This window comes from Brachyspira alvinipulli ATCC 51933 (assembly GCF_000518245.1).
GTDB lineage: Bacteria > Spirochaetota > Brachyspiria > Brachyspirales > Brachyspiraceae > Brachyspira > Brachyspira alvinipulli.
The window spans coordinates 1-13,628 of the sequence record NZ_KI912402.1; the positions used below are offsets into that span (position 1 = coordinate 1).

The 13,628-nt window shown below is 26.5% G+C and carries 16 protein-coding genes; 8 read left to right on the top strand and 8 right to left on the bottom strand.

All coding sequences use genetic code 11. The features are described from left to right. Positions 1 to 164 precede the first annotated feature (164 nt). From T324_RS0104810 to T324_RS18415, 4 genes are all read left to right on the top strand, one after another. A complete protein-coding gene (locus T324_RS0104810) occupies positions 165 to 1,310 on the top strand; it encodes a hypothetical protein (protein ID WP_028329194.1) in 1,146 nt (381 codons plus the stop codon). 13 nt (positions 1,311 to 1,323) lie between these two features. After that, positions 1,324 to 2,073 carry a leucine-rich repeat protein gene (locus T324_RS0104815; RefSeq protein ID WP_028329195.1) on the top strand — a complete coding sequence of 250 codons (750 nt, stop codon included), beginning with the start codon at positions 1,324 to 1,326 and terminating at the stop codon, positions 2,071 to 2,073. Between the two features lie 77 nt (positions 2,074 to 2,150). Further along, entirely contained in the window at positions 2,151 to 2,507 is a 357-nt protein-coding gene (locus T324_RS18410; protein WP_245580631.1) for a hypothetical protein, read from the top strand. A 38-nt stretch (positions 2,508 to 2,545) separates the two neighbouring features. Further along, on the top strand, positions 2,546 to 2,878 hold the full coding sequence (locus tag T324_RS18415; RefSeq protein ID WP_245580632.1) for a hypothetical protein: 333 nt from the start codon (positions 2,546 to 2,548) through the stop codon (positions 2,876 to 2,878). A gap of 98 nt (positions 2,879 to 2,976) precedes the next feature. Here the strand turns inward: T324_RS18415 and T324_RS18420 are convergent, their stop codons facing one another. Genes T324_RS18420 through T324_RS0104830 form a run of 4 tightly spaced genes read right to left on the bottom strand, consistent with a single transcriptional unit; the run spans position 2,977 to position 5,188 of the window. Continuing rightward, positions 2,977 to 3,333 (bottom strand): hypothetical protein, encoded by a 357-nt coding sequence (locus T324_RS18420; RefSeq protein ID WP_245580633.1) that lies wholly within the window; start codon positions 3,331 to 3,333, stop codon positions 2,977 to 2,979. Further along, entirely contained in the window at positions 3,333 to 3,584 is a 252-nt protein-coding gene (locus T324_RS18425) for a leucine-rich repeat protein (RefSeq protein ID WP_245580634.1), read from the bottom strand. Before T324_RS18425 ends, T324_RS18420 begins: the two co-directional genes overlap by 1 nt. Before the next feature lie 29 nt (positions 3,585 to 3,613). Next, positions 3,614 to 3,889, bottom strand: coding sequence for a hypothetical protein (locus T324_RS18430; RefSeq protein ID WP_245580635.1), 276 nt, complete (start codon positions 3,887 to 3,889; stop codon positions 3,614 to 3,616). A gap of 12 nt (positions 3,890 to 3,901) precedes the next feature. Continuing rightward, positions 3,902 to 5,188 carry a hypothetical protein gene (locus T324_RS0104830; protein WP_245580636.1) on the bottom strand — a complete coding sequence of 429 codons (1,287 nt, stop codon included), beginning with the start codon at positions 5,186 to 5,188 and terminating at the stop codon, positions 3,902 to 3,904. 124 nt (positions 5,189 to 5,312) lie between these two features. Here T324_RS0104830 and T324_RS0104835 point away from each other — a divergent pair, with 124 nt between their 5' ends. Further along, the gene (locus T324_RS0104835; RefSeq protein WP_028329197.1) at positions 5,313 to 6,011 is read left to right on the top strand and encodes a DUF554 domain-containing protein; all 699 of its coding nucleotides are present in this window, start codon (positions 5,313 to 5,315) and stop codon (positions 6,009 to 6,011) included. Between the two features lie 39 nt (positions 6,012 to 6,050). Further along, entirely contained in the window at positions 6,051 to 7,175 is a 1,125-nt protein-coding gene (locus tag T324_RS0104840; RefSeq protein ID WP_028329198.1) for a hypothetical protein, read from the top strand. A 66-nt stretch (positions 7,176 to 7,241) separates the two neighbouring features. On the opposite strand, the gene T324_RS0104845 is transcribed toward T324_RS0104840, so the two are convergent. Then, entirely contained in the window at positions 7,242 to 8,162 is a 921-nt protein-coding gene (locus T324_RS0104845) for a VWA domain-containing protein (protein WP_028329199.1), read from the bottom strand. Positions 8,163 to 8,189: 27 nt separating this feature from the next. After that, positions 8,190 to 9,557: a J domain-containing protein gene (locus T324_RS0104850; protein WP_028329200.1), complete on the bottom strand. Its 1,368-nt coding sequence runs from the start codon at positions 9,555 to 9,557 to the stop codon at positions 8,190 to 8,192. Between the two features lie 259 nt (positions 9,558 to 9,816). Here T324_RS0104850 and htpG point away from each other — a divergent pair, with 259 nt between their 5' ends. Beyond that, positions 9,817 to 11,736: a molecular chaperone HtpG gene (gene htpG / locus T324_RS0104855; protein ID WP_028329201.1), complete on the top strand. Its 1,920-nt coding sequence runs from the start codon at positions 9,817 to 9,819 to the stop codon at positions 11,734 to 11,736. Between the two features lie 288 nt (positions 11,737 to 12,024). On the opposite strand, the gene T324_RS0104860 is transcribed toward htpG, so the two are convergent. Both T324_RS0104860 and T324_RS0104865 read right to left on the bottom strand, forming a co-directional pair. Then, complete coding sequence (locus T324_RS0104860) at positions 12,025 to 12,258, bottom strand: hypothetical protein (protein ID WP_028329202.1); 234 nt, start codon at positions 12,256 to 12,258, stop codon at positions 12,025 to 12,027. A gap of 27 nt (positions 12,259 to 12,285) precedes the next feature. Continuing rightward, positions 12,286 to 13,053 (bottom strand): biotin--[acetyl-CoA-carboxylase] ligase, encoded by a 768-nt coding sequence (locus tag T324_RS0104865; RefSeq protein ID WP_028329203.1) that lies wholly within the window; start codon positions 13,051 to 13,053, stop codon positions 12,286 to 12,288. 129 nt (positions 13,054 to 13,182) lie between these two features. Between T324_RS0104865 and T324_RS0104870 the strand changes: the two genes are divergently transcribed. Beyond that, positions 13,183 to 13,623 (top strand): GNAT family N-acetyltransferase, encoded by a 441-nt coding sequence (locus T324_RS0104870; RefSeq protein WP_028329204.1) that lies wholly within the window; start codon positions 13,183 to 13,185, stop codon positions 13,621 to 13,623. The last annotated feature ends 5 nt before the right edge of the window (positions 13,624 to 13,628 follow it).

A 13,628-nucleotide genomic window follows, 5' to 3' on the forward strand; every position in this document is an offset into this window, starting at 1 on the left:
TTATTTATTTATTTATTTATTTATTTATTTATTTATTTATTTATTTATTTATTTATTTATTTATTTATTTATTTATTTATTTATTTATTTATTTAGCTTCTCCTCAAGCTTTCTCGCAGAATATAAATATAGAATATAATCAATTCATAACAAAATATTTTCAGATGAAAAATCAATATAATCAAGGATATATTGATTATATTTCAGAAAATGAATATATAATAAATTTTTTTAATAATACAAAATTGTTTATAGAAGATATTAATCCAGATTTTTGGACAGATGTAATTAATAATCCGTCACTAATAGAAAAGTATCCTGAATCTTCTGATGTAATACTTCTTATGTCTAGTATAGAATTCCTATATGATATTTATAATTTTAATATGTCAGCAGGTTATGTCATAGAGCAGAAAATTAAAAGGAAAATACAATTTAATGCCGCTTCTGGAGATAATTACGGATTAATAATTCCTCTGCATTATCCATTAGGCACAATTGGAATTGGGGCTTACTTAAACTTTCAGCTTGAAGATAAAAAAACTTCATTAAGCTATGAGAATGATTTTGCAAGACTTATAAACTCTATAGATAAAGTTCCTTTTCCATATATTGAAGCTTTTACTTCTATTAATTGCTGGACTGCACCTATGTCTATAGGGATTAGATTTGCATTTATGCCTGGTTATAGTGAATTTTATAATCTTTTTGTTAAAGATACAAAGATAGAAACATTCGGATTGCATGCTGCTATGGATTTAAAATTTTATGTTTATAGAGATAAATATTTTTTTGTTGATGCGAGAGCAGATTTCAATGTAGATTACGGAAAGTTTAATTTAGGGTTTATGAATGATAGAAATATATTTCAAATACACAATTCAGCTAATAGTACATATACAGGAGCATATTTTTCAACATCAGCTGATATTAAGAGTAAATGGCTTAGTTTTGCTTTAACTCCTAAATTAGTAGGAGGATTAAAATTAAAGGATCAGGTTCCTTATATAGATTATTTTGCTATATATGGTTTTGTCGGAGTGGATTTAATATATACTTCTATGGATTCTAATTCTGAATTTGGTATAAATAGCATAACGGAAAATATTAATAATCAAACTTATGAATTTAGTGCAAGTATGCCTAAAATATCAATAAAAGATAATTATTTTACTTATGATATAAGGGTTGGTGCCGCTATTGATATATTTTATCAGTCTTTATCATTTGAATATGCAATATTTTCAAAAAGTTTTTCAGTTATGTTTATACCTTTTGTTTATAGATTTGTTGGAGAACCCAAATTATAAAGGAGTTTTATTTATGAAAATAAAAAGTATTGTTATTTTTATAATTATTATTTTAGTTGTAGTTATTTCTTGTAATATTCAATATTTAGGTCCTGATAATGCATTTGAAGAGGCAAGTAAGATAAATTTTTTTATATACCAAATTCATTTGCCTGCATCCAATGCTGGCGGAGCTTTTCAATGTCCTGTAATATATGATGCAATAGATAGAAGCGGAGGAGACAGATTAGGGATTAGAGGAATAATTAATAGAGCTACAATACTTAGTATAGCAGCCTGTTTAAGAAAAATACCTAATAAAAGAGTATTTTTATATGCAGAGAATGTTATTATAAATGAATCTGATAAAGGATGGCCGAGTTACAGTTTTACAAATGTAACAAATCTTACAGGTGTGTATTTTCCATCAAGTATGGATTCTATAGGAACGAATGCTTTTGATAAATGTACAGCTCTTGAGGCTATAGTTTTAGGTACTAATTTTAAAATTATGTATCCCCGTATGCTTGCAGGAGTAACAAATCTTAAGTATGTGATATATTATGGTTCAAGATTAGATTTTACAGGTGCTACAGATGGAAATGCTTGGGACGGAATACCTCAAGGTCAAATGACATTATATCTTGGAAATTTTGACGGTTATCAAGAAACTAATTCAGGCGGAAAAATATATACTACTACAAATTGGGCTAGATATACTTGGAAGGAAGTCTATTATAAAGGACAATTTAATATTGAAGATATAATAGAAGTTTTGGAGTAACTTTTAAAATATTGTTTTTTATACAAATAACTGAAAATGTATAAGTGTATAAAATATAATATGAATGGGATTAATTTATGAAAATGAAGAGTATAGTTTTTATGAGTATTATTTCATTTGCTGCTTTATCATGCAATCTTCAATATTTGGGACCTGATAATGCACTTGAAGAGGCGAGCAAGATAAATTTTTTTGTATATCAAATACATTTGCCTGCAGCCAATAATGGAGGACCATTTCAATGTCCTGTAATATATGATGCAATAAACAGAAGCGGAGGGAGCAGATTAGGAATTAGGGGAATTATAGACAAAAATACAATAGTTAGCATAGCAAATTGTTTAAGACAAAAACCTGATACACATGTTTTTTATATGCAGAAAATGTTGTTTTTAGCGGAAATGATAAAAGATGGTCTGATTCAAGTTTTATGAATGTACAAAATCTTACATGAGTTTATTTTCCTTCAACTATGCAGGCTATAGGAAATAATGCTTTTGATAACTGCACTTCTCTTGAAGTTATAGTTTTAGGCCCTGATTTTAATACAATGTATCCGCGTATGCTTGCTGGAGTGAAAAATCTTAAGCATGTAGTACATTACGGTTCAAGGTTAGATTTTACAGGTGCTAATAATGGAGATGCTTGGGAAGGTATACCTTCGGGACAAATGACATTATATTTGGAAATTTTGACGGGTATAAGGAAACCACAAAGGGAGGAGTGTTATATACTACAGAAACTTGGGCTAAATATAATTGGAAAGAAGTTTATTATAAAGGACAATTTAATATTGCAGATATAATAGAAGTCTTAGAATAAAAGTTTGCTCTATTAATAAAAAATCATACTACTATTATTAAATTATAATTTTTTTGATTCATAATTAAATTAAAATATTTTTCATTGTGAATCTGTAGCTTCCTTATATTTAGCTAATAATTCATCAACATCAAATTCGCCTTGATATTTTACATCTTCCCAATTGTATCCTCCCCATCTGCTGAAATCAGTTTGTCCTCTTGCTGCATTAGGCAAATATAATGTTATTGCTTTTGCAGGCTTTCCTGAAAAAACAGAATTACCTTCAAAGACAACTTTGCTAATTTCAGTTCCATAATATATAATAGTTTCCAATTTAGGAGTATCAACTAAACATCTTGCTCTGAACCATTCAAAAGTTTCATTTACTACTACTATTTTTAGATTCAAAGCTCCCATTAATCCTTCAACTCCTAATCTTTTTAAGTTGTCAGGCATTATAAAATTTCTAAACTGCAGTTTTTAAATGCATATTGGTACATATATCCTATAGTATCCGGTATATATATTTCTTTTAACTTTTGAGTATTTTGAAAAGAATAATCTCTTATACCTTTTAATGATAAAGGAAGTACTACATTAGTAAGGTTAATGCAATTTTTAAAAATTTCTTTTTCCATATCATGAACATCATGAGGCAGTTTTATTCCTGCTAAATACTCTAAATCAGCAAAATTGCCGTCTCTCATAGTTGTTCTGCCAGTACAATTTTTTAAATCTAAATATATATATATTTATCTGATGTTTTTACATAATCAATTATGATATCAAGATTGTCAGTAGTTAAATTACCTTTAAAACATAACATATATCCGTTTCCATTTGCTAAATATTGCTCCATTATTTGAGGTGTTAATTGAACTTTAGATAAATCAATATAATCGCCTGTAAGGTAGTATGAATTGGGATCTTCAGTTATAACATCTGGTTCTAAAAATTTCATTTTACATGAAGTCAATGCAATCAATAATAATATTAGTAAATATTTATACATGTAATCATACTCCTATATTTTCGGCTCAGCTGCAAATCTATATACAAACAGCATAAACATTATTGAAAAACTCTTTGATAAAAAGGCGTATTCAATGGATATTGATTGATAAAAAATATCTATATTTAGTCCTAGCCTTATATCATAAGCAAAATATTGTCCGCTTCCAGAATCCTGATCATGGTGAGATGTTTTTATAATATAATTTGGGTCATTGTGATTATTTGGAGATATTAAACTCATATCGCCTATATTTATATTATATCCTCCCTGATAAAATCCGTATATTAAATCAACCCCTAATATTCCATATATTGCAAAATAATCTATATATGGCACTTTTTCTTTAAATTTAAATCCTCCAACTATTTTTGGGGTTAAAGAAAAGGATGTCCATTTACCTCCCATATATGTACTTGAATTGAATAAGACCCCGCTATTAACTGCATTTTCTATAGGAACTTCAAAAAAGAATTTTTTATCTCTTACATTTAGATTAATTTCTCCCATATCAAAATTAAAATCAGCTCTGGTATCTACAAAAAAGTATTTATCTCTATAAACAAAGAATTTTAAATCCAAACCAGCATGATATGCTATTGAATCTACTTCAATATCTTCTATAAATGGCCTGTACAGTTCCTTAAACCCTGGTGCAAATGCAAATCTAAGCCCTATTGACATTGGAGCAGTCCAGCAGTTTATCTGAGTTGATAATTGTATATATGGTATTGGTATTTGATCTAAAGCATTAAGCATATCATGCCAATATCCTTTTCCTTCATTTTTTTTATTAGGCAGCTGAAAATTTATATATGTCCCCAAACCTATAGTACCAAGAGGATAATGCAGCGGTATTATAATACCGTAATTATCTCCAGAAGCTGCATTCATATTTATTTTTCTTTTTAATTGATCTATTAAGCTATTCATTTTATCAAAATTACCTTCATAGAGGTATGCAAGTCCGCTTGAAGCCCCCAAAAGAAAAGCAACATCATTATTATCAGTATATCTGTATATTTTAGAAGGATCTTTCATTATGGCAAGCCAGTTACTAGAACCAAGACCTTCTATATATTTATATGTATTTTCCCAAAGTTTTTGTATTGATGGTATTTTTGATAAAAAGTCTATATCATTTTTTATATATTCATCATAAGCAGAATATTTATCCATAAATTCATGAAACGTTGGTTTTGCTGGGTCATTTTGCGAATATAAAGTATACGATATTAAAAGATATAAGATTATTAAGAATATATTTAGTTTTTTACTATGAAATATAACATCAACCATAAACAAACCCGCTTTTTATAGTTTATATAAAAAAAATAAATAGTCAAGATATACAAAGCACTATTGATAAAAATGTAAACAAATATTATATTATTTCCAATTAATTTTGTGTTAGGATTTATTTATGTTAGCTGTTTTTGTAAATATGATAGCTGTATTAATTGGTTCACTTATCGGACTTATATTTAAAAATAAACTTTCCAAAAGATATGAAAATCCTGTATTTGTATCAGCTGGAATCATATCTCTTACTATAGGCATTATGATGGCAATAACTACAAAACATATACTAATATTTGCTATATCAATTATGCTTGGAGGATTGACAGGAACTTTTATAAGGGTAGAGGAAAAGATAGAATATTTTGGGGAGTTTTTGAAGAGAAAGTTTACTCTTAAAGAAAATTCTGGTAATTTTGCATTAGGATTTTTAACCTCATCTATACTTTTTTGTTCAGGTTCTATGGCTATAGTTGGATCTTTTCAGGCTGGAACGCAAGGGGTATATGATTTAATATTCACAAAAAGTGTTATTGACGGATTTGTGGCTATATTTATGTCTACAGTTTATGGAGTTGGGGTGTCTTTTTCTATAATTAGTATATTTTTGTATCAAGGAACTTTAACTGTGCTTTCATCTTTTTTGGAGCCTTATGTATCAGAAACTATGCTTACAGAAGTTTCTGCAGTAGGAGGTGCTACAGTTATGATGATTGGCATTAATTTATTACAGCTTGCCAAAATAAAAACAGGAGATTTTTTGCCTGCTCTGATTTATTCTATACTGCTGGTTCTGCTTATACCTTATATTCAATTTTTATGATATAATATTGTAATAAAAATGTTAGGAGAAATTATTGCTATGGAAACTGCGGTAAAAGAATATATTGATTATGCTAAAGAAAAATCTAATATTGATGAGGTTGCAAATAAAAAATTAATATCTCAGAATGAAAAATTTTTAAATCTTAAAGAATATGTTAAAAACAATCATGATAAAGAATTAGAAATATGCAGAGAAATATCAAATGAATTAAGTAATATGGACATATTAAAGTCATATTATGCTGCTAATTTTGTAGGACATTCATTATTTCATTATGAAACAGCCGATGAGAAAATAGGAAAGGATATCATAGATTTATTTTTTAAAAACATTGATAATGCATGCAGATTTATAGAAAATGCTTCTCAGCTTTATAATGTAGATGAAGATGAACTTACAGAGGATGATATTGCTAAAATTAACATAGATATAATGTATAGATTGGATTATAAACCATTAGAAGCATTTATTGGTATTGATATGATGATAGCACCTATTATGACTGTTATATGTTCTAATCATAATTTGAGAAAATATTTTATTGATTTAGGATTAACTGAACATGTTGAATATTTAGAAGTTTATATTCCTGCTTTATCATATATATATGCAGGAATTGAGGCATGTGTAAAAACAAAGATTTTGGTATTAAGCAGAAAAACTGAGAGAGGATTTTATATAGAAGCATCAGATATGAGTAATGGATATTATCTTATTACTTTATTGGAAAGCGAGCTATACAAAAAAAATCTGTTAAAAAGATATGGAATAGAGAATTATGAATTTGATGATCATGTATATAATATAGCGATAGGTACAGAGCACCCTAAGGAATTAGTAGAGTCACAGGCACATCAGCAGTATTATACAATTTATGCTCTTCAAAAGGACGGAAAATATAATATAGAAGATGAAAACGGAGAATTAGAATTAATTAACATAATATATGGAGATATGTCTCCTGAAGAAATACCTGATATAGATGGAACGCGTATAATTATTATGGACAGCGAAGGAATGTGGAATAATCCTATAAAATGGAATATGAATTATTTTTCTAAAGTGCATCAGAAACTTAATCCTTATGTTAAAATTTTAGATGAAATATCTGATGAAGAATATAAAAGTTGGATAGAAAAGATAAAAAATTATAATTCTTAAATATTATAAGGTATTTGATTTTTTATATATCAAACATTTATTTATAAAATAATTATATTTTTTGTATTATTTGTTTGATATACCTAGATTTTTTTTCTTTTCTTCTATTTTTATAGATTGTTCTTTTATCTTTTTTAATACAGGTATTTTTATTGATGCAATATTATTTTTTACTTCTTTTTCAAGCTCATCTATTTTTCCAGCATCTTTTGCTGCCATTGCTTGAATTATATCTACTATATCATCAATATTGTTTATACCTATGGCAATTCCTCCTGTAACATTTGCTGTCCAAGAAAAAAACTCTCCATTATTTAAATTTGATACTCTTTTAGAAAAATCTCCTATATCTGCTTTATATAAATTTTCAACATCATCAACATCTTTGCAATAAACAGTATTAACAGTGATTTTATTTTTATAAAGTTTTTCTACTATTTTAAAATAATCAAGTTTATACGGGCATTCGCTAGGCTGATGAGGTCTGGCATCTCCAAATAATACTATAGATTTTATACTTTCATTATTCCAATTAATATTAAGTGCATCATTTAAAGCATCTTCTACAGCTTCATCTTCATCTCCTCCGTATCCATTTGGAGTGTCTTTGATAAAATTAAATAAAGAATTTATGTCTTTAGAAAGTTTATGTACTTTTGTTATATATGGGTCTCCGCATCCATGATCTAAATAAAATATTATTCCTATACTTAAATTATCTATCAATTTAAATAATGTTTTTGAAATTTCTTTAAATTTTTGCTTTAATACTTCTCTATACATTTCCATAGAACCTGTAAGGTCGCCTATTAAAAGCAAATCAAATTTTGTATTTCTTTCTATTTCTTTTTTTATACTGCTTTCTTCATCAAATATTTTAGATATATTAGGCTTATTTAAATTTACCGGCTTTAATTTACTATTTGTATTTATAGATAAATTTCCTTTTTTTAATTCAGGTATAATTAATTTCTTTTTTTCTGACATATAAAACTCCTAAAAATTATTTATATTTTAATAATATTTTTTTCTAAAGTATTCTAAATATATTTCATCGTACTCATCTCTTCTTTCAAATAACATATCTTTAGCATTTTGTATTTCTTTGAATTTTGCTTCGGCATATTCTTTATCATCAGTATGCTTATCAGGGTGGTATTTTTTAGCCATTTCTTTATACTGCTTATCTATATCTTTTCTTGTGTAAGTTACATATTTCTCATATTCTGATTCTATATACTCATCTTCCCACAAAATTTGATAGTAATTAGCTAAAGTTCCGTCTTCATTTTGAAATTCTTTTGGAATGTCTCTATATGAACTTTCTTCATATTCAGTTTTCCTTTCTTCTGAAGATGTTCCGTTTTCACGTATAATAATTATATTTATCATAATAGCATAACTATAACAGTAAGCCAATGCTAATAAACAGTATTTATATGCTTTATCATAGGCACAGTATTCCTTATTTTCTGAATAAAGCTTTAGATATTTGTCTATTTCTTCCAGCCATATAGTAAAAGGATAGCCATATTCTTCGATACTATTTTTTATAATATTATAACTATTTTTTAATTCCTCTTCAACTTCTGTAAACTCATAAAGAGTAACAGCAAAATGTAAATGAGTACCTTCTGAGTATTTTTCATTTAGGTCTTTTAGCTTATTTAAAAATTTTTCAACTAATCTTATTCCTATATTAATTGCGGTTGTAACAGCTATTTTATCTTTTTTAGTTTCTTCTTCATTTTCCATTCTTATTTTTTCAAGCATTTCTTCTATTCTTTGCTCTTTTTCTTTTAATTTTTCTTTCATAGCCTCAGCTTCTGCTGCTTTATTCAAAGCATCTCTTTCTTTTTCCTCCAATTCTTTTTCTCTTTTTTCTAATTCTATTTCTTTCTCTCTTAATTTATCTATTTCTTTTTTTATTGCTCTGAATCTTGAGGCAGCTTCATCTTTATCTTTATAATCTTTTTCTTCTCCTATATCAAAACCTTTATAATATGAGTCATCATCTAAGCCATCCGAAGAATGTTTTTTGCTTTTTTTACCTTTATCTAATTTTTTATTTTTTTCATATTTTTCATTAATATCCATATATATTCCGCAGAATATTAAGGAAGATATAATAAAAACTATTATTCCAAACCATATTTTATATTGGCTTATTTTATAAGATATAAATAATATAAGCAAAAATGTTAATACTTCAAGTATAACATTTTTTGCACTAAATTTGTTAATATCAGAAATCAAGGCGACAAATATTAAAGAAAATAGAATAAAAACTATTATTCCAAAAATTAAGCTAAACTCAACTATTTTATATGAGATAAATATTATACTAAAAAATATTAATATTTTTACTAAATTACTTTTCATATTAAAACCTATTAAAAAATTATTAATTATATATTATAAACTAAAAAATGAAAAAATCAATATTGTAATATATTGTGTTTGTTGAATATTATTTTTGTTAAATATTTGATTTTTTTTATTATTTGTTATATTATAGAGGCATTCAATTTTTATAATTTTGACTTTATATTTATTAGACTTTATATATTCACTTTAATACTTTTATATTTTAATCTTTAACCTTTAAAGAAATTTTAAACACTAAATGAAGGAGTTTATTATGGCAGAAAAACAAATACTTAATTTTGAAGCCGAAACTAAACAAATATTAAATTTAATGGTGCATTCTATATACACTCATAAAGAAATATTTTTAAGAGAGCTTATATCAAATGCAAGTGATGCTTTGGATAAAGCAAGATTTGAATCTATAACAAATACAGATAAATACACTGATATAGATAATTTAAGAATAAAAATAGAAGTAGATGAGCAGAATAGAATATTAACTATAAAAGATAACGGAATCGGTATGACTAGAGAAGATGTTATCAATAATATAGGTTCTATAGCAAGAAGCGGTACTAAAGCATTTTTAGAAAGAATACAAAAGGATAAAGAAGCATCAAAAGAAAGCGGAATAGATTTAATAGGACAATTCGGAGTAGGTTTTTATTCTGCATTTATGGTTGCTGATGATATCGTAATAGAAACAAAACATGTTGATAGTGAAAAAGGCGTTCGCTGGGAAAGCAATGGAGATGGTTCTTACTCTATAGAAGATATTGATAAAACTGACAGAGGAACTACTATAAAATTAAAATTAAAAGGAAAAGATGAGAAATTAGAAGAAGACGGTTTTGTTGATGATGATTACTGCAACAGATACACTTTAGAGAGTTTAATACATAAATATTCAAACTATGTACATTATCCTATAGTTATGGATATGCCTATACCTAAAAAAGATGAAAAAGAAATTCAGCAATATGAAGAAAAAACTGTTAACTCTATGATTAGTATTTGGCAGAAGTCAAAAAGTGATGTTAAGCCTGAAGAGTATAATGAATTTTATAAAGAGCATTTCCATGATTATGCTGATCCTTTTGAAGTTATACATACAAGAGCAGAAGGTACTATAGAATATACGGCACTTTTATTTATACCTTCAAAAGCTCCATTCAATTTCCTACATCCGGATTTTGAAAGAGGATTAGAGCTTTATTCAAGAAATGTATTTATAATGAGCAAGTGTAAAGATTTGCTTCCTGAATATTTAAAATTTGTTAGAGGTTTGGTTGATTCTCCTGACTTCTCGCTTAATATTTCAAGAGAGATTTTACAGCATAGCACTCAATTAAAAAGAATAGCTTCTAATGTTGAAAAGAAAGTTTTAGATGCTTTGGAAAATATACTCAAAAATGACAGAAAGAGATATGAGAAATTCTTTAAAGAGTTCGGCGAATCTATAAAAATAGGAATATATTCTGATTTCAGTAAAAAAGATAAATTGGCTAATCTTTTATTATTCCAATCTTCAAATACAGCTGATGATGAATATACAACATTAGCAGAATATAAATCAAGAATGAAAGAAGGTCAGGAGTTTATATACTATGCTGCTGCTAAAGATAAATCTGCTATAGAAAAGCTTCCTCACATGGAAGGTATGAAAGATAAAGGATATGAAGTTCTTTATTTCACTGACAGAGTAGATGAATTTATGGTTAGCATGATGAGAGAGTTTGATGGTACTAAACTTCATTCTATACTTCAGGCAGACAATAAAGATTCTGAAAACAAAGATGAAAATAAGGAATCAGCAAACAAAGATATACTTAATGCTATAAAAGAAGTATTAGGTGCCGACAAAGTTGCTGATGTAAGAGAAACTAACAGACTTAAAGAAAGTGTTGTATGTTTATCAAATAAAGAGGATTCTATCAGCTTTAATATGGCTAAAGTTCTTGCTGAAACAGGTAACAATTTATTTGGAATGAAGCCGGAAAGAGTATTAGAGATTAATACTTCTCATGAGGTTTTCAAAGCTATGGAAAAAGAATATCAGGCTAATAAAGTATCTGAGCTTTTTAAAGAGTACAGTGAACTTCTTTATGATGAGGCATGCATACTTGAGGGGCTTCCTCTTGAAGATCCTAAACTGTTTGCAAGCAGAATGAGTAAGTTAATGCTTAAATAAAAATTAGATATTTATGAAAAGGAATTGCTTTTATAGTAATTCCTTTTTTTATGATTTTTAATTTATATACATTAATTTAATAAAAAGTGTTTTTATATTCTTATGTAGAAAATGTTTTGCTATATATAGAATTAGCAGCTTTTATATATATAAATTTGATTTTTTACTATTGACAATAATTTTATATATCGTATACTATATATCAGATTGTTTTTATTTTTTATCATATGTTTTCTTAAGTGCCTACCATATAAACCCCATTTAATATGGTAGGTAATTTTTTTGCTATTATTTTTTCTCCAAAAGAAATTCTTTAGCTATGAATACGCTAAATACAACAAGTATAACAGCACTTATACCAGCACTTATATATGGTGTTATACCGAATAATAATGATATGATAGCAGTTGTCACTATAGCCAATATAATAGCTATTATTTCTACTATAACAAGAAATACTATTTTCTTTTTATTAACTGGTTTTTTTTCTTCTGGTTTTTTATATGGTATCGGTTTTCTCATAATCACATCCATTAATTAAGTTTTTATTTAATAATTTGTATCTATATCTAAAGAAGCTCTTGATATCCAAGTTTCTGTATTATCATTAACTTCTACTATTAAATATCCCTCTTCGGTTATATCTTTCACCAAAGCTTTTATTTCTTCTTTATCCTTTACAGCTTTTATAGTTTTTCCAATCATTTTACTGTATGTTTTAAAATAATCTGTCAAACTTTTATTGCTTGTATATATTTCTTCAAAATAATAAATTAAGTCTTTATAAAAATTTTCTAATTGTACATTTTGTTTTATTTCCATGAATAATGAAGTAGCTTTATGTTTTATATCATTAGCAAAATCTTTTTCCTGATGATATAAATTAACACCTGTGCCTATTATGCAGGCATTTTTATCATTAACAGGAGTAATTTGAATAAGAGTTCCAGATATTTTTTTATTTCCAACCAAAACATCATTAGGCCATTTAACATGGGCATCTATATTATATTTCTCTCTTAAATATTTAGTTAAAGCAATACCAGGTAAAAAACTTAATGCTTCCTTTTTAAAAGGAGAATATACAAGTATGCTGAACCATAAACCTAAATTATTATCAGACTGCCATGTATTTCCATAACTTCCTTTTCCTGACGTTTGCTTTAATGCTATATAAACTGTTCCTTCTTCTAAGGTTATTTTATTATTTAAATCTTCTATCATTTTTTTATTGGTACTTTCCAATGATTCAAATAATAAAGTATTTTTTCCGTATATTTTAGTCTTTAAATTATCTGTAAATATGTTAACTTCCATGAATCTATTATACAATTAAAAAAATTTTATATCAATATTATGATAACTTTATTTTTATAATAATCTATGTTGATTTTTTTATAATATGGGTAATAATTGTAAATAATTTTTATGATTTATAGGTTTATTATGTATATATATGAATTAAATAAAAGAGATGATGACTCTATAGATAAATTATATATTGTATGGGAAAAATCTGTAAGGGCTAGCCACTTGTTTTTAACTGAGAATGATATTGTTAATATAGCAAAATATGTAAAGCAGGCATTAATAGTTATAAAGCATTTAATAGTTGTAAGTATTAATAATGAATTTATAGGATTTATGGGAATAGATGATAGGAAATTAGAGATGTTATTTTTGGATCCTGATGCGGTAGGAAATGGAATTGGGAGGAAATTAATAGAATATGGAATATCAAACTATAATATTAATGAAGTATCTGTAAATGAGCAGAATATAAATACTTATGGATTTTATGAACATATGGGATTTAGGGTTTATAATAGAAGTGAATATGATGAGTTGGGAAATAATTTTCCTATTTTATATATGAAGCTATTATAATTAAG

What these genes read in the sequence shown, in the direction of transcription:
- T324_RS0104830 (WP_245580636.1), bottom strand. Translation starts at nt 5,188, where the DNA reads ATGGTTGATGTTATATTTCATAGTAAAAAACTAAATATATTCTTAATA.
- T324_RS18425 (WP_245580634.1), bottom strand. Translation starts at nt 3,584, where the DNA reads ATGAGAGACGGCAATTTTGCTGATTTAGAGTATTTAGCAGGAATAAAA.
- T324_RS0104850 (WP_028329200.1), bottom strand. Translation starts at nt 9,557, where the DNA reads ATGAAAAGTAATTTAGTAAAAATATTAATATTTTTTAGTATAATATTT.
- T324_RS0104835 (WP_028329197.1), top strand. Translation starts at nt 5,313, where the DNA reads ATGTTAGCTGTTTTTGTAAATATGATAGCTGTATTAATTGGTTCACTT.
- T324_RS0104815 (WP_028329195.1), top strand. Translation starts at nt 1,324, where the DNA reads ATGAAAATAAAAAGTATTGTTATTTTTATAATTATTATTTTAGTTGTA.
- T324_RS18420 (WP_245580633.1), bottom strand. Translation starts at nt 3,333, where the DNA reads ATGCCTGACAACTTAAAAAGATTAGGAGTTGAAGGATTAATGGGAGCT.
- T324_RS0104860 (WP_028329202.1), bottom strand. Translation starts at nt 12,258, where the DNA reads ATGAGAAAACCGATACCATATAAAAAACCAGAAGAAAAAAAACCAGTT.
- htpG (WP_028329201.1), top strand. Translation starts at nt 9,817, where the DNA reads ATGGCAGAAAAACAAATACTTAATTTTGAAGCCGAAACTAAACAAATA.
- T324_RS0104810 (WP_028329194.1), top strand. Translation starts at nt 165, where the DNA reads ATGAAAAATCAATATAATCAAGGATATATTGATTATATTTCAGAAAAT.
- T324_RS18410 (WP_245580631.1), top strand. Translation starts at nt 2,151, where the DNA reads ATGAAAATGAAGAGTATAGTTTTTATGAGTATTATTTCATTTGCTGCT.
- T324_RS18430 (WP_245580635.1), bottom strand. Translation starts at nt 3,889, where the DNA reads ATGTATAAATATTTACTAATATTATTATTGATTGCATTGACTTCATGT.
- T324_RS0104840 (WP_028329198.1), top strand. Translation starts at nt 6,051, where the DNA reads ATGGAAACTGCGGTAAAAGAATATATTGATTATGCTAAAGAAAAATCT.
- T324_RS0104870 (WP_028329204.1), top strand. Translation starts at nt 13,183, where the DNA reads ATGTATATATATGAATTAAATAAAAGAGATGATGACTCTATAGATAAA.
- T324_RS18415 (WP_245580632.1), top strand. Translation starts at nt 2,546, where the DNA reads ATGCAGGCTATAGGAAATAATGCTTTTGATAACTGCACTTCTCTTGAA.
- T324_RS0104865 (WP_028329203.1), bottom strand. Translation starts at nt 13,053, where the DNA reads ATGGAAGTTAACATATTTACAGATAATTTAAAGACTAAAATATACGGA.
- T324_RS0104845 (WP_028329199.1), bottom strand. Translation starts at nt 8,162, where the DNA reads ATGTCAGAAAAAAAGAAATTAATTATACCTGAATTAAAAAAAGGAAAT.